We start from the raw sequence: 22149 nt of genomic DNA, 5'->3' as shown, positions 1-22149 counted from the left end.
GCGAATAGAGAACTCATGGTTGGTGGAAATGAGTGGCTTGTGCAGGCGAGACTACCTTTGAGTGACAGTGAGTAAAGTCTGAAAGCTGTCCGGGTGACACCGTTAACTGTCATTTGAGTGGCACATTTTGTGCTGAACTTGGGTGGTACCACGGTAAAACGTCCCTTTGAGTCGCAATGGCTCAAAGGGACGTTTTTGTTTTTTTAAATGTTATCAACGTTTGTCGAAGCACAAACGTCAGTGAAAGGAAATAACGATTATGTCAGAAATTAAGCTTACTTTTCCCGATGGTGCAGTGAAGGAATTCCCAGCAGGCACAACACCATTGGTTGTCGCTGAAAGTATTTCTAAGTCTTTGGCTAAGAAGTCAGTTTCAGCTAAGTTAGACGGCGCTTATGTGGGTATGCATGATGTCATTCCTGCATCCGGTGATTTTCAATTAATTACAACGGCTGATGATGAAGCGTTGGATTTGTTGCGTCATTCTGCCTCACACTTATTGGCACAAGCCTTAAAGCGTTTGCCAAAGTTTGCTAACATGCACTTTGGTGTGGGACCATTTATTGAAAATGGTTTCTACTATGACACAGATAACGGTGCCGGTAACCAAGTGACGGTTGAAGATTTCGCTGAAATCGAAGCCATGATGCACAAGATTGCCAAGGAAGACTTGCCAATTGTGTCACGCGAAGTGTCACGTGACGAAGCTTTGGCGATGTTTGCAGATGATCCTTATAAGGTTGAATTGATTTCAGATTTGCCTGAAGATGCCACAATCACAATTGCTGTCCAAGGCGATCATGTTGAATTGGATAAGGGTGGTTTGGTGCCATCAACAGGTTGGTTGAAGCACTTTAAGTTGACATCAGTGGCTGGTGCTTACTGGCGTGGTAAGTCATCTAACCCAATGATGCAGCGTGTTTATGGGATTGCGGAATGGAAGCAAGCCGACGTTGAAGCAGAATTGCAACGTCGTGAAGAAGCTAAAGAACGTGACCACCGGACGATTGGTCGTGATATGGACTTGTTCTTTACAAGTCAAGAAGTGGGGTCAGGTTTGCCAGTTTGGTTACCAAATGGGGCAACGATTCGCCGTCAAGTTGAACGTTACATCACCGACAAAGAATTGGCCAATGGTTACCAACACGTGTATACACCCGTTTTGTCTAACTTGAACTTGTATAAGACATCTGGTCACTGGGATCACTACCGTGAAGATATGTTCCCACCAATGGACATGGGCGATGGCGAATTCCTCGAATTGCGTCCAATGAACTGCCCATCGCACATCATGGTCTTCAAGCACAAGCCACGTTCATATCGTGAATTGCCAATCCGAATTGCGGAATTGGGTATGATGCACCGTTATGAAAAGTCAGGTGCGTTGACTGGTTTGTCACGTGTGCGTGAAATGACATTGAACGATGGTCACACATTCGTTGAACCAGAAAAATTGGAAGAAGAATTCAAGTCAATTTTGACAATGATGATGGAAGTTTACCGTGATTTCAATATTACGGATTACCGTTTCCGTTTGTCATATCGTGATCCTAAAAATACGGAAAAGTATTTTGATGATGATGAGATGTGGGAAAAGTCACAAGCGCAATTGAAGCGTGCCATGGATGATCTTGGTTTGGATTATTACGAAGCCGAAGGTGAAGCAGCCTTTTATGGTCCAAAGCTTGATGTGCAAACCAAGACAGCCTTGGGTAATGAAGAAACAATGTCAACGATTCAATTGGATTTCTTGCTACCAGAACGCTTTAACTTGACTTATATTGGCGCCGATGGTCAAGATAACCATCGCCCAGTGATGTTGCACCGTGGTATTGTCGGCACGATGGAACGTTTCACAGCTTACTTGATTGAAATGTATAAGGGTGCTTTCCCAACTTGGTTGGCACCATTACAAGTACAAATCATTCCAGTCAACTTGGGTGCGCATGGTGCGTATGCTGAACAAATCAAAAAGCAACTCCAAGACGCTGGCCTACGTGCCAATGTGGAAACAAAAGATGCCAAGATGGGTTACTTGATTCGTGAAGCACAAACGAATAAGATTCCATATACATTGGTTTTGGGTGATTCTGAAGTTGAAGGTCAAACTGTCACAGTACGTAAGTACGGTGAAGAAAAGACAACAACGATGCCAATTGCCGATTTCCAAGCTGAAATTTTGGCAGATGTTGCTAATTATTCACGAAATACTAAAACAAATTAAGTCAAAGCACCTGGCGGGTTGCACGTCAGGTGCTTTGCTATTTATGCTGCATCTATCAGATGCCTAAAGTTCGCAAAGGAGAAGTTATTGATATCATGTCTGAGACAGTTGGAGACAGACGTCAGTCTACAAAACGTGGCCTGACAAATCGTCACGTACAGTTAATTGCCATTGGTGGTACCATTGGGACGGGTTTGTTTATGGGGGCTGGGCGTTCCATTAATTACGCTGGACCAGCCATCTTATGTGTTTACTTAATCATTGGTTTATTTATGTTTGTGGTGATGCGTGCGATTGGTGAACTGCTTTATGCAGACCCAAAGCAGCACACCTTTATTACCTTCATTACCCGATACATCGATAATCGTGCGGGCTTTTTTGCCCGATGGTCGTATTGGTTAACGGTGGTGTTTATGGGGATGGCTGAATTAACGGCCGTGGCCCAATATATCCAATTTTGGTTCCCGAATTTGCCGAGTTGGCTCATTCAAATTGTGATGTTAGTTGTCCTCACATTAGTGAATTTGGTGGCGGTTGCGGTATATGGTGAAACTGAGTTTTGGTTTGCCATGATTAAAATTATGGCGATTTTAGCCTTAATTGTGACCGGTATCATCATGGCAGTCACCGGCTTTAAAACGCCAGTTGGTGACGTAACTTTCAACAATGTGTTCCAACATTTTTCACTCTTTCCAAATGGGTTTAGGCATTTTATTGATGCCTTTCAGATGGTCATGTTTGCGTTTGTGGGAATGGAATTTATTGGGATGACAGTTGCTGAAACGAAAAATCCCCGTAAAGTTTTGCCAAAAGCGATTAATCAAATTCCTTTACGTATTTTATTCTTCTATTTGGGTGCCTTAACGGTGATTATGGCAATCTATCCTTGGCAAAAAATTCCAGCCGATCAAAGTCCCTTTGTGATGGTCTTTCAATTGGTTGGGATTAAGTGGGCGGCAGCTTTGATTAATTTTGTCGTCTTAACCAGTGCTGCCTCTGCGTTGAGTTCCGTGATTTTTAGTGCGAGTCGCAACTTTTATTCGTTGGCTTATCAATCACACACACCGTATTTGCAACCCTTTAAAAAGTTGTCAAAAAGGCAATTACCAGTTAATGCCATTTTGATGACAGCTGGGATGGTTGGCTTTTCCGCAATTATTTCGGTGATACCAGCCATTACCAACGCCTTTAGCTTTGTGACAAGTGCGTCAACGGACTTGTTCTTAATGATCTATATTCTGATTTTGATTGCGTACTGGCGTTATCGACAATCTGACCAGTATATGGCTGATGGCTTTCTCATGATTGCCCCAAAGTTTTTTGTGCCAGCCGCAATTTTGTTCTTTGCCTTTGTCTTTATGACACTATTTTTCAATGTTGAGTCACGTGTCCCTGCAATTGGGGCAACGTTATGGTTACTGCTTTTTGGTGCAGTGGCTTACCGACAGCCAAAAACACTGGCCAAATAATCTCATAAAAACGGTTCAATCAAGTGATATGATTGAACCGTTTTTATGAATTATGCTACACTAGTACCATTGTAAAAAAAGGGGCGTGACGTTATGAATAACAAGTATTTCAATATTGCCATCATTCATGTCATGGTTGTTTTATTCTTTATCTTCGTACATTTGACACCCACACGTTTTACATTTTTAAATTGGAATGTCTTTTTGGCGTTACTACCATTTGATTTTGCTATTATTGTGTCGCTGACACGTGTTCGGATTATTAAGGGATTATTCATGGCACTCTGGTTATTGTTTTTTCCAAATACCATGTATATGATGACAGACTTTATCCATCTTTATGCTATCGGGACCAATCTCGATCAAGCGACGCAATTCTTTAATTACGCGGTGCTGGCAACTGGGATCTTTATGGGGGTGGGGCTTGGTATTTTGAGTTTGGAAATCATCACGCAAACGATTTTTAAACGCCATGCCCATCTGGTCTATTTCCTGACGACGGCAGCGGTGTCAATCGTGTCAGCGTTTGGAATCTATCTTGGGCGTTATTTGCGCCTGAATTCATGGGATATCTTTTTTCATCTTGATAACGTGATGCGCAATATTGTTTTCTCGTTGAGTTATCATATGTTGGCCTTTATGATTCTATTTGCCGGCACCCAATTTGCCGTGTTGGTTATTTTCCATTATGGTATTCGATTGATTCAAATTAATCAGCAAGAGGCTTGACACTGAGTGTGTAATACGCTAAACTAGTATTTGTTGAACAAGTAGAAGCACCCGCTTCTCGCCATGTGACAAAGTCGCCTGGCAGATACAGTTATCCGGAAGGATTGCAAGTGTTGAAGTGGGTGAAGATTAGGTTCTTTACCCACTTTTCTTCTTGATTCACAAAATAAATTTGGAGGTGCCTGACAATAGCACGTCAACCACGACAAGTTGATTTAATCAACGATAATATTCGCGCCCCTCGTGTATTGCTGATCCATGACGGAAAGCAGACAGAAATGTCAACACGAGACGCACAAGAGATTGCTAACGATTTAGACCAAGATTTGGTATTGGTACAAGCCAATGCTGAACCACCGGTTGCCAAGATTATGGATTGGGGAAAAGCAAAGTTCGAAGCGCAAAAGAAGCAAAAAGAACAACGCAAGAACCAAAAGATCGTGCAAGTGAAGGAAGTTCGTATGTCACCGGTCATTGACTCAGGCGATTTCGAGACACGTAAGAAGGCTGCTATCAAGTTCCTGTCACAAGGTAACAAGGTTAAGTTGAACTTGCGTTTCCGTGGTCGTATGATTACGCACCAAGACATCGGACGTCAAGTATTAGACCGGATGGCCGCAGAACTTGACGATATTGCCAAGGTTGAACAGCGTGCCAAGATGGACGGCCGCCAAATGTTTTTGGTCTTGGCACCTAAAGATGCCAAGTAATTAAAGGTTTAACCGCTTGTTTTCAAGCTTAAACAAAATCACATAGTAGGAGAATTAGTCACATGCCAAAGATGAAGACACACCGCGCATCAGCAAAGCGCTTTAAGAAGACAGCCAATGGTGGCTTCAAGTCAGCTTCAGCTTATACGTCACACCGTTTCCATGGTAAGACAAAGAAGCAACGTCGCCACTTGCGTGGTACACACATGATGGACAAGACAACTGTTAAGACATACGCTAAGTTGTTGGCAAACATCTAATTCGCGTTGCGATAGTTCATCTATCTACATTTTGGATTTTAATCCAACCAATTATTTATAAAATTTCAGGAGGAATTACCCATGCGAGTTAAGGGTGGTACAGTTACACGCGCACGTCGTAAGAAGATGGTTAAGTTGGCCAAGGGTTACCGTGGACAACGTCGTATTAATTTTAAGGTTGCTAAGCAACAAGTATGGAAGTCATACTTGTACGCATACCGTGATCGTAAGAACACAAAGCGTAACTTCCGTAAGTTGTGGATTGCACGTATTAACGCTGCAGCACGTATTAACGGTTTGTCATACTCAAAGTTGATGCACGGTTTGACACTTGCTGGTGTTGAATTGAACCGTAAGATGTTGGCTGATATTGCTGTGACTGATTTCGATACTTTTGCAAAGTTGGCTGAACAAGCTAAGGCTGCTTTGGCATCAGACAACGTTTTGGTACAAGAACGTGTCGCTGCAACTTTGGAAACAACTGTTAAGGTTGATCGTTAAGATTGCTTTTAAAAACACGGGTTCCCGTGTTTTTTTATTTGCTATAAATCCAATAAAAAACAATGGCTTATCGTGAGGATAAGCCATTGTTTTTTTGTTGCTTATTGTAAGCCAGATTCTGACTTATTTGTCGCAATCAGTTGAATATTGTCAGTCCCTGTTGGGGTAAAGGTAATTGAAACCCGTTGTCCAGAAGTACTTTGCCAAGTGGCATACAATTGATCACTGGCTGTCATGTAAGTTGGGACACCATAAGTGGCTTTGATTTGTTCGTAGGTCGCTGACCCAATGTTGACAGCATTATAAGTCGCTAATGACCAATTACCAAATGTCTTAGCCACCGGTGCGGCGCTTGAGCTGACAGCTGGATTTGATGAGGCAGCTGTGGCCGGTGTTTCAGCTGTGATGGGTGTGCCAGTAGCTTCTTCTTTTGCGGCGCTAATCACTGACGAGGCAGCAGAACTCGCCGCTGGTGGTGTGGGTACCACACTAGTTGACGTGCTAGCCGTGGTGTCATCAATGACAGAAGATTCTGATGCAACCAGTGCAGAACTGGCCTTTTTAGCCGTTTTAGTCTTTTTAGTCTGTGAAGAAGACGATACGGCTTGTTGATCTTGCGATTGGCCAGAAGAACGTCCCAGCAAAGTGAAAATGACAATAAGCGCGATCGCGACGATGGCAATCGCAATGAGTGTGTTGCGCAGTTTGTGAGACTGCTTAAATGGTCGACGTTGCATAAGTAAATGTGATGTGGCGTAAAGCTTGCCACAACTCCTTTCCATAGATAATGATAACAGAAAAATGTAAAAGTATGTTAAAATAGATTTAATTACGTATCGAGACAAAAAATTGGACTAACGCAACGTTTTAGAAACTAGTCGCGTCCGCTTGTTATATTTACGAAGAAAAAATGGCTCAATTAAAAGCCGATGAACAAAGGAAGAAACAATGACAGATTTAAGTATAATCCCTTTCGGTGGCGTGCGTGAAAACGGGAAAAACATGTATGCCGTGACCGTTAATGATGAAATTTTTATTTTTGATGCAGGACTCAAATATCCAGAAACAGATCAACTTGGTGTTGATGTTGTCGTACCTGATTTTGAGTATTTGATTAAAAACAGTGATAAAATTGCTGGTGTTTTCTTATCACATGGGCACGCAGATGCCATTGGCGCCTTGCCTTATTTTTTGCAACAAGTCAACGTCCCAATTTTCGGGTCTGAGTTGACCATTGAGCTTGCTAAGCTTGCGATTAAGGAACAGCCAGCACTGGCAGATTATGATGACTATCATGTTATTAATGAGAAAACAGAAATAGATTTTGGTGATGTCACCGTATCATTTTTTAATACGACGCATTCAATTCCAGATTCACTTGGAGTTGTCCTGGGCACACCTTATGGTCAAATTGTGTATACAGGTGACTTTAAGTTTGATCAAACTGCTAATCAAAGTTATCGTACCGACATTGCACGTTTGGTGGAAGTTGGGCAAGGCAAAGTGTTGGCACTGTTAGGCGATGCTGCTGGGACAGGTAATGAAGGCGATTCGGTTAATGAATCCAAAATTGGTGACTATATTTTAGATACTTTCCGCGATAATAAACAAAAGCGTATTATTGTAGCGGCGGTAGCCTCAAATATTCAACGTATTCAACAAGTCATTGATGCCACAGTGGCGACCAAGCGGCAACTTGTGTTGTCAGGAAATGACATTGAAAACGTTGTGCGCACAGCGATTCGTTTACGCAAATTGCATTTGCCTATTCCAGAAAGTAAGCTTTTTGTGAATTTGAAAAATGCTAAAAACTTGCCCGTCGCTGAAACGGTTATTTTGGAAACTGGACGCATGGGAGAACCGATTAAGCATCTCAATCGGATGGCTAATGCGGAAGATCCTTATATTCGTATCGGGGAAGCCGATTTGGTGTTTATTACCACGACACCGTCAACGGCAATGGAAGGCATCGTGGCTAAAACACGTGATATGTTGTTTAAGCAAGGCGCTGACGTCAAACAGATTAGTACAGATTTGCGTTCAAGTGGTCATGCCTCACGCAATGACTTGCAAATGATGATAAATGTTTTGCAACCCGAGTACTTTATGCCAATTCAAGGTGAATATCGTGTCATGAATTCAGCCCGTGCAGCGGCTGAAGAAGTTAACGTTGCGCCTGATCATATCATGATGGCCATGAAGGGTGATCAATTCACGTGGTTAGGCGATCATTTTGAATTGAAAGATTCATTCACCATTGGGGAAACGTTAATCGATGGTGCTGGTATTGGTGATATTGGTAATGTCGTGTTACGTGATCGTCGCATTTTGTCGGAAGATGGTATTTTTGTTTCAGTTGTGACCATTGACCGTAAAAAGCGTCAAGTGGTGTCAAAGCCAAAATTGACTTCGCGTGGATTTGTCTATGTTAAGGCCAACCGTGATTTGATGAAAGAGGCGGCAGACTTAACGGTTAGCCAAATCGAAAAGTATTTGAACACGACTAAGAGTTTTGACTGGAACGAATTAAAGAATGGCGTGCGTGAAGTTTTGTCACGTTATCTCTTTGAACAAACTCGTCGTCGCCCAATGGTGATGCCGGTGGTAATGGAAGTGAACCAAAACCGTCGCCCAACGGCACACAAAACCAATGCGAACACTAACCCAAATGCGCCACAAAAGCGACAAGGAAAGCCAAACAAAACGGCTGATTCAAAGACACCAAAGACTACAAAGCCAGCCAAAAAGCGGCCTAAAAAAGCACCAGCAAAGCCAGCTGAGGGTCAAACACAAACAGAATCAGGACAATAGGCGACTGTCAGAAAGGATCGTGGCTTGTCATTGAATACCATGGCAAGTCCATATAGTTTATGGCATTAGAAGAGCATTTGACGCCAGAGATGCAACAATTGATGGCGCGTGCACAAACAGAAATGAAGCAAGAAAATTGGCATGATGCTGCTGAGACATTGACTGCCGTTTACGAAGCACTTGCAACATTTGAAATTAACTATCGCTTGGTAACGGCGCTATTTGTGGATGAACAGTATCAATTAGCTGCTTCTTATGCCGACGATTTTTTGTTGAATTATTTGGAATCAGAACCAGATTTTCGGATGGTTGTGGCCTTAGCTGTTCAAAATCAAAACTTTGTTTACGCGCAGCAACTCGCGATGCTTTGGGATGAGGGAAGTGTCCAAAATGACGTCCTGGAAGAGATTCGGGCGGCCGAAGATCGGGCTCGCGTCGATATGGCAAATACTTTTCAAACAATTGCACGTCAGTTTTATCACCTGAGTGACTACAGCATCACGGAACAACGTGATCGTTATGAATCAGCCCGTCACTTACCAGTAGCTGAATTTATTGTCGGTGCATTTTACTTGCTCATTGATCCGTATGCCACGCCAATTATTCGGGCGACCTTGCTAGAGGATTTACAAAAATTACGGGTGAGCGATCCGGTTCAATACCGTTGGTTAGATGATAACCTTTACACGATTCAACTCGACGAGCTGCCGCTACTCACAGATTCAGAAATTTTTGAAGAAATTGCCGATTATTTGGATGAAAAAGTTGGGCAAGATGATCCCATTGCCCTTGAAATGCTGGCCCAACAAGTACGTTTTGAGCTCACGTTATTGTATCCGAGGGTTAATGACGTGGTAACTGATCCAGAAGGTTGGGTAGAGGCAAGCGTCGATCAATATTATGAACGGCCCAATTTTTCGGAGATGGCCGAACAGAAAAAGTGGCATGAAATTGTCAGAGATTTGACGACAAATTTCTTTAAAAACTAGACGCAACCTATTTACATTTTATTAATATGTCGGTATAATAATTTTTGGCTTAAAGAGCCGGAAAAACGCAATTAACTGTTGTCTTTTAATGGCTTGCGTTGTAAAATATATTTATAAACATTTTCCAGATTACTGGTAAATGAATTTTGGAGGAAACTACATTGGCTAAGGAAACTTACGTTCGCACAAAGCCCCACGTTAACATTGGTACGATTGGACACGTCGATCACGGAAAGACGACTTTGACTGCCGCAATCTCAAAGGTATTGGCTGAAAAGCAAGGGATCGCCGCAACTGATTTTGCTGAAATCGATAACGCGCCTGAAGAAAAGGAACGTGGTATCACGATCAACACTTCACACATCGAATATGAAACAGAATCACGTCACTATGCCCACATCGATGCCCCTGGTCACGCCGATTACGTTAAGAACATGATCACTGGTGCCGCTCAAATGGACGGTGCTATCTTGGTTGTTGCCGCAACTGATGGTCCTATGCCACAAACACGTGAACACATCTTGTTGGCACGTCAAGTTGGTGTTGACTACTTGGTTGTCTTCTTGAACAAGACTGATTTGGTCGATGACGAAGAATTGGTTGAATTGGTTGAGATGGAAGTTCGCGAATTGTTGTCAGAATATGACTTCCCAGGCGATGACATTCCTGTAATCAAGGGTTCAGCTTTGAAGGCACTTGAAGGTGACGCTGAACAAGTTAAGGTTATCGAAGAATTGATGGATACTGTTGATTCATACATTCCAGAACCAAAGCGTGAAATTGAAAAGCCATTCTTGATGCCTGTCGAAGACGTCTTCACAATCACTGGTCGTGGTACAGTTGCTTCTGGTCGTGTTGACCGTGGTGTATTGACTACTGGTACTGAAGTTGAAATCGTTGGCTTGAAGGATGAAGTTAAGAAGACAACTGTTACAGGTATCGAAATGTTCCGTAAGACTTTGGAAGAAGCTCAAGCGGGTGATAACATCGGTGCATTGTTGCGTGGTGTTGACCGTAACGAAATCGAACGTGGTCAAGTTTTGGCAAAGCCAGGTTCAATCAACACACACAAGAAGTTCAAGGCCGAAGTCTATGTCCTTTCTAAGGAAGAAGGCGGACGTCACACACCATTCTTTACTAACTATCGTCCACAATTCTACTTCCACACAACAGACGTTACTGGTGTTGTGCAATTGCCAGAAGGCGTAGAAATGGTTATGCCTGGTGACCAAGTGACATTCGAAATCGAATTGATCTCACCAGTCGCTATCGAACAAGGTTTGAAGTTTACTGTTCGTGAAGGTGGCCACACTGTTGGTGCCGGAACAGTTACTGAAATCGAAGAATAATATTAACGATTAGTTTTAAAAACACATACATTGTATGTGTTTTTTTTATGCAAAAAAAATAGGATAACTTATTGTTATCCTTGGGGTTAGTTATCTGCTTGATCATCTGCTTGGGCGCGACCCAAGGCAGCTGAACGGGCATCATCTGCCGTTTCATCCGGTAATGAGATCAGTTGATCCAATGGATTGACGTTCTGTTCTTCGCGCGTTACAATTTTTGCCATAGTTCACCTCCGTTCTTGATAGTATAACGCACTTTATATGCAAAAATATACAAATATTCAAAAGTTTTTCGTATATTAAATGCATATTTATTGTGAGTGTGTATAATTAAAGCTAGAGATCAAAGGAGTAAGGCAATGACTGAATTATTAAAAATCGTTGATTTAAAAAAACAATATGGTGATAAGGTAATTTTTGATCACGTGAATGCACAGGTCAAACAGGGCGAGGTAATTGCCATTCTTGGCCCATCTGGTGCTGGTAAATCAACCTTTTTACGGGCGGTTAACTTACTGGATGCGCCAACGAGCGGCCAAGTCATTTTTGAAGGTAACGAATTGACCAATTTGAGCGAGAAAGCATTGGATCAACTACGTGAAAAAATGGGGATGGTTTTTCAAAACTTCAATCTATTTCCTAATTTAACAGTCTTAGAAAATATTAAGCTGGCACCGGTTCAAGTGAAAAAGTTATCTGATCAGGCTGCCACTGAGTTTGGTCAGAAATTGTTGGCACAAGTCGGCTTAGCCGATAAGCAGGATGCCTATCCGGCTAGTTTATCTGGTGGGCAAAAACAACGTGTGGCGATTGCGCGGGCGTTGGCGATGTCGCCTGACGTGATGTTATTTGATGAACCAACGAGTGCGTTAGATCCAGAAATGGTCGGTGAAGTGCTTCAGGTTATGAATCAACTTGCTGAAAATGGGATGACCATGTTGGTTGTCACGCACGAAATGGGGTTTGCCCGCGAAGTGGCCGATACCATTTGGTTTATAGCCGATGGTGGGCTACAGGAAGTGGCTACGCCGGAACAATTCTTTGCAGCACCAACGACAGCACGTGCCCAAGATTTCCTACAGAAAGTTTTATAATTTGCATGACACGGTTATATTTCACCGTGTTTTTTGTTATCATGAGGGTATGATAACGATTAATGACGAAAAACGACAGGCTGGCGAAACAGCCGCGCAACTGATTACTGATGGGATGACAGTTGGTTTGGGGACGGGTTCGACGGTGGCCTACTTCTTAGAGGCGTTAGCTGCACGCATCCGTGAGGAACAGCTGCACATTATCGGTGTGACAACATCTTTTAAAACAGCCGCGCAAGCCCAAGCGCTAGGTATTACAATTGTGGACATTGATGATGCGCCTACAATTGATTTAACGGTGGATGGGGCCGATGAAGTTGATGTTCAAATGAATGGGATTAAGGGTGGTGGTGCGGCCTTTTTGATGGAAAAAATTGTCGCTAAAAACTCAAAGCGCATTGTTTGGATTGTCGATCAACAAAAGGTGCATCAGCGATTAGGCAGTTTTCCCTTACCGGTTGAAATTGTACCATTTGGGCATGGTAAATTGGTTGCGGAATTTGCGCAACAGCAACTACATCCAGTGTTGCGGCTTAAAGACGGCGAACCAGTGGTCACGGATATGGGACACTACATTGTTGATTTACATTTAGAGGTTATTGACCAACCAGAAGAACTTGGGAAATATTTAGACGGTCGCGTGGGCGTTGTTGAACATGGCCTCTTTTTGAATATCGCTGATGAAATCATTATTGGTCAGGAACATGGACCAGCATTCTTGTTACGGCAAAATTTACAGCAATAAATGCAACATAAGTAAAGCGCTTACATTACAGTGAGAAAAGCGGTATAATGGGCTTATAAGATCATAAGTTAAGGAGTATGTTGCGTAACCTAATGCAACAGCATAAGTGAGATGGCCTATAAAAATATTTTAGTTGCAATTGATGGCTCAAATGTTGCCAATTTGTTAATCAAACGGGCGCATGAGATGGCGCCAAACGCCCATTTAGATATTTTGAATGTCGTCGATACAAGTGGTGGCTACTTTGGCACGATGGTGATGAATGCAGACATTGTGTATCAAATGGAACAAGATGCTGAAGCCGCTATTCAGACGGCCTATGCCTACGCCCGCAGTATTGGTCATGATGATGTGGATATTCACGTGCGTTTTGGGACCCCTAAAAAAGTAATTGCCAATGACTTTCCAAAAGATCATCATAATGATCTTATCGTTGTTGGTGAAACAGGCTTAAGCCGCCTACAACGTGCAATGGCAGGGACAGTACCATCCTATGTGACAAAATCAGCCGCAGTTGATGTCTTAGTCCTAAGAACCGGCGAATTACCGCAATAAGACATAAAAAAAGCACCCGCAGGTGCTTTTTTATTTGGCTTCTTTGAGAATTGTAATACCAGTGATTTTAACTGGATCAACCGGTGTTGACCCTTCACCACTTGCTTTAACTTTTTGTGCTGCAATTTTATCAACAACGTCCATACCGGCAATCACTTGACCAAACACGGTATAACTACCATCAAGCGATGGATTACCACCATGTTTGTAAGCGTCTACAATTTTGGCTGGATAGTTGTTTTGATCAATTTTTTTGGTTTGATCGCTTTTATTTTGATTAATAAAGAATTGTGACCCGTTTGTATCTGGACCAGCATTGGCCATTGATAACGCACCACGAATATTATACAGGGATGAACTGGTCTCATTTTTAAAACCGTTACCACTGTCGATCGCTGTGTTCTTATCATGCCAAATTGATGTGCCACCAGAACCGTTACCCTTCGGATCACCACCTTGAATCATGAAATCATTAATGACACGATGGAAAATGGTGTTGTTATAGTAACCATCTTTGGCATGGGTGAGGAAGTTCTCAACTGCGAGTGGGGCATATTGGTTGAACAACTTAATGGTGATATCGCCCATCGTCGTACTGATACGCACTTCGCTTTCATTATCTGCGACCGTATCATTAAGTTGTGGCAAAGGGACTTTGTCTAAATTAGGATCTTTTTTTGTTTGTGAGGTGGCGGTTTGCGCAGTTGTTTCGGTCTGTTGGTCTTTGGTCGTTAAGACTAAGATACCGATTAGAATGGCGACTAAGAGGACTGCCATGGCAGCAACCCCGACATATTGTTTTTTCTTGTGCATGTCTGAACTCCTTAAATGCGTTCAATGAGATAAGCTTGGGCGGCTTCCGTGAGATAGGCCGCTTGCTGATAGTCGGCTTTCAGGAGACTTTTTTGATAAGTTTGCCAATCAGCAGGGGTCTCACTAAACAGGACAATCAGGAGGCCACCGTGGGTTAAACGGGGCAAAACGCGATCAATTTGGTCCAGATAATCAACCGGCCGATCCGCTGCATTTTGTGCGGCTTGAGAATAATCAAAAATGGCAATGCGTGCCTGTGATTGAGGTCCTAATTCGGTGACGAATTGCCGATCAATTGTTTTTCCGAGTAAGGTGACACGTTCAGACAAACCACTCATAAAAAGTGAAGCGGCAGCTGCATTCGCATTATCTTTGGTGGCGGTGTAACTTAAGACACGACCAGTTGGACCGACACGCGTTGCCAAAAAGCGCGTGTTAATGCCGTTGGCAGTGGTACCATCAATGGTTGTGTCGCCAACATGCACGGTTTGTTCGATTAATTGATGGACTAAGTTATGTGTTGTTGGTAGCATACTGTTCTCCAAAAAATAGGTAATAAGAGAGTCTGAGTAATATCCAGCCGAGTGATAGGCCGGCCAGGACATCGCTGAGATAATGGACATTAAGATAAACACGACTAATTGGAATGAGACAGATAATGAACGCTAAAACCGTAATCATGAGATAACGGCACCAACGTTTTTGTACAAAATGTTGTCCCATTAGAATCAGGGTGCCGTAGAGTAAAACTGCCACCATACTGTGACCAGAAGGGAAGCTGTAGCCTGTCTCAGGTAAAAGTTGTGGCTGTGGCCGCGGATTTTGCACCCAGTTTTTAATGAGAGCAGTTCCTAGTCCAGCAAAAATGGCGACATTAGTCACGATAAAACTGGCCCAACGCCATTGCCGTTGACTGATTAAAATGACGGCAATTAACGTGGTTAGACCGGTGCTGATGGCGATACTACCTAATTGTGTTACGGTCATAAATAGGGTATTTAACTGCGGTGAGCGCTGTTGAATGACCAGCTGACCGATATGATTCAATTGCGCTAACCAGGTGGCTTTGGTCAGGATACCAATGAGTAACACCGTGAAGGTTAAAGCGGCAAAAACAGTTAAAAATAAGTCAAAATTTTGTTTCTTAAGCATAATATATAGTATACCTGATTTACAGAAAACGTGATATAATTAGAGCATTATATTTAGCATTAGTACACATCGCGTGGCATTCAGAGAGTAGACGGTGGTGCAAGTCTACCAAGCAACATGTGGAACTCGGTTAAAGCAATTGAGAGTGAACTAACAGTAGCTTTTGACGTGGCGTCGCGTTAAGACTTTTGAGGCGTAGGAATACGTGAACATAGGTGGTACCGCGTTAAATCGCCCTATGTCACACTTTTTAGTGTGACATAGGGCGATTTTTTAGCCTAAATGTGATTAAATTTTTCAGGAGGAACGTGATAGGCTGTTAACAGCCTATCACATCAACAAACATGCCATACGAACATCAACAAATCGAGCAAAAGTGGCAAAAGTTTTGGGATGAACACCAAACTTTTGCGACGACAGATGACACCAGCAAGCCCAAGTATTATGCCATGGATATGTTCCCTTATCCATCAGGCCAAGGCTTGCACGTGGGACACCCCGAAGGCTACACGGCCACGGATATTATGAGTCGCTTTAAGCGTGCCAATGGGTATAATGTCTTACATCCAATGGGCTGGGATGCGTTTGGTTTACCTGCGGAACAATATGCAATGAAGACGGGGCATAATCCAGCAGACTTCACTAGCGAAAACATTGACCATTTCCGTGAACAAATCAAAGCTTTGGGCTTGTCATATGATTGGGATCGTGAAATTAACACAACCGATCCAGAATATTATAAGTGGACACAATGGATTTTTGAAAAGTTGTACGAAAAAGGTTTGGCTTACGAGTCTAACATGATGGTCAACTGGGATCCGATTGACCGTGTGGTTTTGGCCAATGAAGAAGTGATTGATGGGAAGTCAGAGCGTTCTGGTAACCCTGTTGAACGTAAAGCCTTGCGTCAATGGGTCTTAAAGATTACAGCGTACGCTGATCGTTTGGTTGACGATTTAGAAGACTTGGATTGGCCAGAAGCGATTAAAGAACAACAACGTAATTGGATTGGTCGTTCAAAGGGGGCTGCAGTTTTCTTTGACGTTGCTAATACTGACGACAAGATCGAAGTCTACACAACACGGCCGGACACGCTTTTTGGCGCAAGTTATATGGTGTTAGCGCCTGAACATCCATTGGTTGATCAAATTGTGTCAGCCGAACAAGCCCAAGCAGTGGCCGATTACCGTGCGTCAATTGCCGCAAAGTCAGATCTTGAACGGACGGATTTGAACAAGGATAAGACTGGTGTCTTCACTGGTGCTTATGGCATTAATCCCGTCAACGGCGAACAATTACCCATTTGGATTGCTGATTATGTTTTGGCTTCTTATGGGACGGGGGCTATCATGGCGGTACCAGCCCATGATGAGCGTGATTATGAGTTTGCCAAGAAGTTCGGTCTCGATATTAAGCCGGTGATTGCTGGTGGCGATATTACCGAAGCACCATACACTGGCGATGGTGTGCACATCAACTCAGAATTTTTGGATGGCTTAGATAAAGCAACAGCAATTGATGAGATGATTACTTGGTTGGAAGCCCATCAAGCAGGACACGCACAAACAAACTTCCGTTTGCGTGACTGGGTCTTCTCACGGCAACGTTATTGGGGTGAACCAATTCCAGTCATTCATTGGGAAGACGGGACGAAGAGTCTTGTGCCTGAAGCCGAATTACCATTGCTTTTGCCACGTGCAACTGAACTACGACCTTCAGGTAATGGTGAATCACCACTGGCAAACCTAACCGATTGGTTAGAAGTAACCCGTGAAGATGGCGTGAAGGGCCGTCGTGAAACTAATACGATGCCACAATGGGCTGGTTCATCATGGTATTTCTTGCGTTATATTGATCCACGTAACCAAGAACAATTGGCTGATCCCGAGAAATTAAAGTATTGGATGAATGTTGACTTGTACGTTGGCGGGGCCGAACATGCTGTGTTACACTTATTGTACGCGCGTTTCTGGCACAAGTTCTTGTATGATCTTGGCGTTGTGCCAACAAAGGAACCCTTCCAAAAGTTGGTCAACCAAGGTATGATTCTTGGTGAGAACCATGAAAAGATGTCGAAGTCAAAGGGTAACGTGGTCAATCCGGATGATATCGTGGCTGAATTTGGTGCCGATACGCTGCGAGTGTATGAAATGTTCATGGGACCATTGACACAAAGCAAGCCATGGTCTGAAGAAGGCATTACGGGCTCACGCCGTTGGTTAGATCGTGTTTGGCGCTTGTTGATTGATGATGACGGTCAACTACGTGACCGTGTTACGACGGTTAATTCCGGTGAGTTGGATAAGATTTATCATCAAACGGTGAAAAAGGTCACGGAAGATCTTGAAAACATGCGCTTTAACACGGCAATTTCTCAAATGATGGTGTTTGTCAATGAAGCCTATAAGGCCGACAGCTTGTTCTTGGATTACATGACAGGCTTTGTGCAACTATTGGCACCATTTGCACCGCATCTATCAGAAGAACTATGGGTCCGTTTGGGACAAGAAGCTTCTATTTCATATGTGGCTTGGCCAACTTATGATCCAGCACAACTTGTTGAAGATACGGTTGAGATTATTTTCCAAGTCAACGGTAAAGTGCGTGGGAAGGCCACAGTGGCGCGTGATATCGATCAAGATGGCATGATTGCTGCGGCTAAAGCAGATGATAACGTTCAAAAGTTTATCGCGGATAAGACAATCCGCAAGGTCATCGCCATTCCAGGCAAATTTGTCAACATTGTTGTTGGCTAAAAGATGATTTAAAATGCTGGTAAGCCATTACCAGCGTACATAATGCAAGAGGAGTACACACATGACGGATGAACAGCATCCAAGCGATTCAAAAATGCAAGGAAAGCATGTTGATAAAATCAATGTGGACGGCCAGATATTAAGTGCAGATGAAATTCTAGCCCGCGCCCGTCAACGCATCCAAGCAAAAAAACAACCTGATAATAGTTCAGCTGCTCGTCAACCACAATCAAAACGCCCGCAGCCTCAGGGACAAACACAACGCGCTGCTGAACAATTAGCGGCAATGCAAGCACAGAATGACCAAGCGCGTCAAAACATTCGGAAAAAGAAGCCCCAGTTGCAGTCTTCGCAAGCTGCCGATCCGTTCGCGAGCGACATCAAAACGGTTGTGACGCCCAAAAAAGCGCCTACGCCTCAACCAGACGCCACAAAGTCAGCACAAGATCAGGTGCAAGCGACGCTGATCAAAGGCTCAGCTTGGCTGTCAGCAGGGAATATTATTTCTCGTATTCTTGGCGCGGTTTATATTGTGCCCTGGATGGCGCTGTTAGGTGCTGATTCAAACCGGGCTAATGGTTTGTTTGGCCAGGGGTACAATATTTATGCTGTTTTCTTGGCCATTGCAACGTTTGGTGTCCCAGCTGCTATTTCAAAGTTGGTGGCGCAATATCATGCGCAACGTGATGTGCATCAATCACGACAATTAACGCGGCACTCCTTGATTTTAGGGGTATTTTTGGGATTGGTCTTTGGGGCCACGATTTATGTGTTAACGCCTTGGTTGGCCATGGGGGATCCTAACTTTATCCCAGTGCTCCATTCTTTGGCACCGGCCGTAGCAATTTTCCCATTAATGTCGATGTTGCGCGGCATTTTTCAGGGTTATCAGTTGATGAGCGTGTCGGCTTTGTCTCAAATTGTTGAACAAATTGCACGTATCATCTATATGTTGGTGAGTGCGGTGATTATTTTGAAAGCGACGCCGGGTAACTGGAGTGCCGTTGTGGTGCAGTCAACCTTTGCGGCCTTCATCGGTGCGCTGTTTAGTATGCTGGTGCTTGGTTGGGGCTGGATTAAGTATCACAACATTGTGATGCAGCCAATGCCACATGATGCGCCACACGTCAAAACACCAACCTTAAAATTAATCCTGGATATTTTAAAAGAATCTTGGCCGTTTATTATTATTGGTTCCGCTATCACACTGTTCCAATTAGTCGATCAATATACTTATTTTAATGTGATGAGTCATTTTTTTGCTATGACGAATGCACAGTTACAGACAGATTTTGCCTTGTTTAGTGCCAATCCGAATAAGTTGATTATGATCATTGTGCCATTTTCGACAAGTATCGCCGCAACTGCTTTGCCAATGCTGTCGGGTAGTAAGGCGACTTTGACACACGCCGATATTCAACAACAGCTTAAGCAGGTCATTAAGCTGTTTGCGATTGTGATGTTGCCAAGCGCTTTGGGGATGTTTGCGATTGCCTCACCGTTGTATAAGATGTTTTATCCAATTGATGTATCAAATCAAGAGGGCATTTACTTACTACAATATTCAACAATTTTGGCCATTGTCTTTAGTTTGTTTATGTTACTGGCATTTATTTTACAAGCATTATCGGAAGTTTCCATTGTGATTAAGGCGTTTGTTTACGGCTTGTTAGTCAAAATTGTTTTGCAAGTACCGATGATTCGCTATTTTGAGGGCATGGGCGCGTTAATTGCAAGTGTCATTGGGATGACCGTAGCGATTGCCTTTATGCTAGATTATCTCAATGCGGCGTATGGCGTGTCATTGGGGTCGCTTGGTAGAGAACTCTGGCAATTATTCATGGGTGCCTTAGTGATGGCAGCGGTAGCCTACGGGATTGTGTTTTTGATGAGCAACTTTATATTCCCAATGGATACCAAATTGTCTGTCACGTTGACAACGTTCTTAAGTGCCGGCATTGGTGGCATTGTTGTCGCAATCATTTATCTTAAAATGGGATTTGGGGATGATCTTCTTGGACCGCGCATGGACCGGATCCCCGCTATATTACAACCAAAACGATGAGTGACTCGTCGTTTTTTTTGACGCCAAATGAAGTAGATAAAAAATTATTAATAGACTACTTTTCAATGCAGGGTTGGTGTATGCTAAAAATAAGTTTTGTGCGATAGGAGGTCTGTTATGACAAATCAAGACACGCAAACCGTTTTGCAACCAGAGTTAATTAATCAATTAGATCACAAAATTTTGTATTTGGGCCAATTGCAGACAGCAATTTCGACAAATCAAGTGCCATTGGTCTATGAATTGCTCGATTCAAAAAAATATAATGAACAAATTCGACAACGCGCGCATGCTGACAGTAATCAGGAACTGGCGAGTTTAGTCGCTGATATTCAGCAAGATATTGCGCACTTTTTAGCGCCAGAATTATTGGCCTACTTAACGGCAACTTTTGATTTTCTACGTTTTGAACAAGATGACGAAAATCCCATATTGTATCGGGTTTATCTTGGTGACTGGTGGCATCATCGGCAACTCGGCGTTTTAAATGTGCTCACGATTACCATTGATTATGACCAAAAAGTGGTGACAGAATTGACACAAACCGCGCAATTAGCCAACGGCGATAGTTTGAATGCAGCGCATATCCAAGAAGTCAATCAAATTATCATGGGACTAGAGGCTTTTTTGGCTGATGATACCAAGCGACGGCTAGAATTGCAGGTCCTTGAAGATCAAATTAATGCGTTGCAGGCCAACAAATCGGGTCTGTTTGGCCGAAATGATAAGGCGACTCGTGAAAGCTTGGAAAAAAAACGCGAACTATTATTGGCGACGCAAAAAAGAGTGCCTGAAGTGGAAAAGAAGTTGGCTGTCCAACAAGAAGAATTACTCACTTTGGAAAAAGAAGATGCGCTACGCCAACTTGAATTGCAAGCCATTTTGAGCCAATTTGAAACAGTGCCGGCATTCACGACGGCTTTGGCTAATAGCTATGTGGCTTACTTGACACAATTTAGTAAGGACTAGGTGTGTATGGATAATTTCGAAACAAACCAATATAGTGCACAACTTAGAAAAGATCTCATGTTATTTGAACGTTGGCAAGTACTTGTCGACGCATTGGGCACAACGACAGAACCAACCGAATTATTAGATATTTTACAAAAGATGCTGGCGTTCGATATGCATCAAGCTGAGATGATGCGAATTGCCAATCCGTTTTGGTTTCCCAACACGCACTGGGTCACTGTGGCCTTTGCCAAGTTATCAGAAGCGGCTTCCCTTTCAGACACAACCATTGCACTCCCGCAAGGGCAAAAAGTGGCGGAGTTACATTTTTCTGAATGGCCCAATGCCGCTTTCCGCTTTACGAAAGCACCGTTGGCTGCTGGCGGTTATTATTTAGAAGAAACGGCCCAAAACTTGCGTGTCCTTTACTGGGATATGAATCGGCAACGGTTGTATTTGGATACCCAGCAGTTTGCCAAATTGGTACAAACAGAGGCGATCCAACTTGCCGGGGTTGAGGCACTAACCACGTTCCAAAAACGCTTGGTGGCCATTGCGATGCAGCTGGGGGATATTGGCTATGATATTGATATGCCGGGACTTGACGCGGCGCAACAAACGGCCTTAGTCATGATGCAAAAGGATTTACCGGCCTATGTCTTAGATAGTTTGTTTGTCACAGCGGCTAAACAACAATTTGTGCTCAAGCGGATGCAGGGAGAGACTTCAGGTGCGGAAATTAGTATCGGTGATATTGCCTTGAAACTAACCCAACATCGTCAAGATGACGGCCATTCGCAATGGACTTATGATATTATAGATCATGATAAGGTTATCACAATTTTCACGTTACTACAGCAACTGCCGTTCTTTTACTATTGGTACGCTGAACAGCTGACCTATGTTGGGTTAAAAGATAAGCGCGAAGTGTTTGTCGATTGATAACGCTGAACGCGTGATGCGAGTACTTTGTTGT

Annotated in this window: 21 protein-coding genes and 2 other annotated features (1 of these 23 running past the window's edge); of the genes, 16 read left to right on the top strand and 5 right to left on the bottom strand. The window is 43.2% G+C overall.

The features are described 5' to 3' along the window. Positions 1–169, top strand: a binding site (T-box leader) (it extends 37 nt beyond the left edge of the window). A 90-nt stretch (positions 170–259) separates the two neighbouring features. From thrS to rplT, 6 genes are all read left to right on the top strand, one after another. Then, positions 260–2224, top strand: coding sequence for a threonine--tRNA ligase (gene thrS, locus IE039_RS00795; RefSeq protein WP_010003983.1), 1965 nt, complete (start codon positions 260–262; stop codon positions 2222–2224). A 95-nt stretch (positions 2225–2319) separates the two neighbouring features. Next, positions 2320–3693, top strand: a complete 1374-nt coding sequence (locus tag IE039_RS00790; protein WP_010003981.1) for an amino acid permease — start codon at positions 2320–2322, stop codon at positions 3691–3693. Between the two features lie 93 nt (positions 3694–3786). Further along, positions 3787–4422: a DUF1361 domain-containing protein gene (locus tag IE039_RS00785; RefSeq protein ID WP_010001917.1), complete on the top strand. Its 636-nt coding sequence runs from the start codon at positions 3787–3789 to the stop codon at positions 4420–4422. A 33-nt stretch (positions 4423–4455) separates the two neighbouring features. After that, positions 4456–4580 (top strand) — a sequence feature (ribosomal protein L20 leader region). A gap of 12 nt (positions 4581–4592) precedes the next feature. Continuing rightward, the gene (gene infC / locus IE039_RS00780; protein WP_216358505.1) at positions 4593–5132 is read left to right on the top strand and encodes a translation initiation factor IF-3; all 540 of its coding nucleotides are present in this window, start codon (positions 4593–4595) and stop codon (positions 5130–5132) included. Positions 5133–5194: 62 nt separating this feature from the next. Further along, complete coding sequence (gene rpmI, locus IE039_RS00775; RefSeq protein WP_010004657.1) at positions 5195–5392, top strand: 50S ribosomal protein L35; 198 nt, start codon at positions 5195–5197, stop codon at positions 5390–5392. An 81-nt stretch (positions 5393–5473) separates the two neighbouring features. Then, complete coding sequence (rplT, locus tag IE039_RS00770; protein WP_010004655.1) at positions 5474–5893, top strand: 50S ribosomal protein L20; 420 nt, start codon at positions 5474–5476, stop codon at positions 5891–5893. Between the two features lie 101 nt (positions 5894–5994). Here the strand turns inward: rplT and IE039_RS00765 are convergent, their stop codons facing one another. Then, a complete protein-coding gene (locus IE039_RS00765; protein ID WP_189428559.1) occupies positions 5995–6630 on the bottom strand; it encodes a hypothetical protein in 636 nt (211 codons plus the stop codon). Positions 6631–6841: 211 nt separating this feature from the next. On the opposite strand from IE039_RS00765, the gene IE039_RS00760 reads away from it, so the two are divergent. The 3 genes from IE039_RS00760 (at position 6842) to tuf (ending at position 11042) form a co-directional block, all read left to right on the top strand. Further along, positions 6842–8704, top strand: coding sequence for a ribonuclease J (locus IE039_RS00760; RefSeq protein WP_010004653.1), 1863 nt, complete (start codon positions 6842–6844; stop codon positions 8702–8704). A 59-nt stretch (positions 8705–8763) separates the two neighbouring features. Continuing rightward, the gene (locus IE039_RS00755; RefSeq protein ID WP_189428558.1) at positions 8764–9693 is read left to right on the top strand and encodes a type I restriction endonuclease subunit R; all 930 of its coding nucleotides are present in this window, start codon (positions 8764–8766) and stop codon (positions 9691–9693) included. Between the two features lie 161 nt (positions 9694–9854). Continuing rightward, positions 9855–11042 carry an elongation factor Tu gene (tuf, locus tag IE039_RS00750; RefSeq protein ID WP_010003234.1) on the top strand — a complete coding sequence of 396 codons (1188 nt, stop codon included), beginning with the start codon at positions 9855–9857 and terminating at the stop codon, positions 11040–11042. 86 nt (positions 11043–11128) lie between these two features. Here tuf and IE039_RS00745 read toward each other — a convergent pair whose 3' ends face one another. Then, positions 11129–11266 carry a hypothetical protein gene (locus IE039_RS00745; RefSeq protein ID WP_010003235.1) on the bottom strand — a complete coding sequence of 46 codons (138 nt, stop codon included), beginning with the start codon at positions 11264–11266 and terminating at the stop codon, positions 11129–11131. A 135-nt stretch (positions 11267–11401) separates the two neighbouring features. Here IE039_RS00745 and IE039_RS00740 point away from each other — a divergent pair, with 135 nt between their 5' ends. The 3 genes from IE039_RS00740 (at position 11402) to IE039_RS00730 (ending at position 13436) form a co-directional block, all read left to right on the top strand. Beyond that, on the top strand, positions 11402–12136 hold the full coding sequence (locus tag IE039_RS00740; RefSeq protein ID WP_189428557.1) for an amino acid ABC transporter ATP-binding protein: 735 nt from the start codon (positions 11402–11404) through the stop codon (positions 12134–12136). 49 nt (positions 12137–12185) lie between these two features. Continuing rightward, positions 12186–12881, top strand: coding sequence for a ribose-5-phosphate isomerase RpiA (rpiA, locus tag IE039_RS00735; protein WP_048701259.1), 696 nt, complete (start codon positions 12186–12188; stop codon positions 12879–12881). Between the two features lie 111 nt (positions 12882–12992). After that, positions 12993–13436: a universal stress protein gene (locus IE039_RS00730; RefSeq protein ID WP_048701257.1), complete on the top strand. Its 444-nt coding sequence runs from the start codon at positions 12993–12995 to the stop codon at positions 13434–13436. 30 nt (positions 13437–13466) lie between these two features. Here the strand turns inward: IE039_RS00730 and IE039_RS00725 are convergent, their stop codons facing one another. The 3 genes from IE039_RS00725 to IE039_RS00715 are packed head-to-tail and all read right to left on the bottom strand — an operon-like array spanning position 13467 to position 15401. Next, positions 13467–14249 carry a peptidylprolyl isomerase gene (locus IE039_RS00725; protein ID WP_048701255.1) on the bottom strand — a complete coding sequence of 261 codons (783 nt, stop codon included), beginning with the start codon at positions 14247–14249 and terminating at the stop codon, positions 13467–13469. 11 nt (positions 14250–14260) lie between these two features. Beyond that, entirely contained in the window at positions 14261–14782 is a 522-nt protein-coding gene (locus tag IE039_RS00720) for a hypothetical protein (protein WP_010002417.1), read from the bottom strand. Beyond that, on the bottom strand, positions 14763–15401 hold the full coding sequence (locus IE039_RS00715) for a phosphatase PAP2 family protein (protein WP_189428556.1): 639 nt from the start codon (positions 15399–15401) through the stop codon (positions 14763–14765). The genes IE039_RS00720 and IE039_RS00715 overlap by 20 nt, the downstream gene beginning before the upstream one ends. A gap of 344 nt (positions 15402–15745) precedes the next feature. Between IE039_RS00715 and leuS the strand changes: the two genes are divergently transcribed. The 4 genes from leuS (at position 15746) to IE039_RS00695 (ending at position 22115) form a co-directional block, all read left to right on the top strand. Beyond that, the gene (gene leuS / locus IE039_RS00710; RefSeq protein ID WP_095652478.1) at positions 15746–18157 is read left to right on the top strand and encodes a leucine--tRNA ligase; all 2412 of its coding nucleotides are present in this window, start codon (positions 15746–15748) and stop codon (positions 18155–18157) included. Between the two features lie 61 nt (positions 18158–18218). Then, positions 18219–20222 (top strand): oligosaccharide flippase family protein, encoded by a 2004-nt coding sequence (locus IE039_RS00705; protein WP_189428555.1) that lies wholly within the window; start codon positions 18219–18221, stop codon positions 20220–20222. A gap of 117 nt (positions 20223–20339) precedes the next feature. Further along, complete coding sequence (locus IE039_RS00700) at positions 20340–21191, top strand: hydrolase (RefSeq protein ID WP_048701247.1); 852 nt, start codon at positions 20340–20342, stop codon at positions 21189–21191. Between the two features lie 6 nt (positions 21192–21197). Next, complete coding sequence (locus tag IE039_RS00695; protein ID WP_010002630.1) at positions 21198–22115, top strand: hypothetical protein; 918 nt, start codon at positions 21198–21200, stop codon at positions 22113–22115. Positions 22116–22149: the final 34 nt, after the last annotated feature.

The sequence above is a fragment of the Leuconostoc lactis KCTC 3528 = DSM 20202 genome, from assembly GCF_014651235.1.
Classification (GTDB): domain Bacteria; phylum Bacillota; class Bacilli; order Lactobacillales; family Lactobacillaceae; genus Leuconostoc; species Leuconostoc lactis.
The sequence above is the reverse complement of the archived record's forward strand: the minus strand, read 5'-3'. Positions and strand labels throughout refer to the sequence as shown.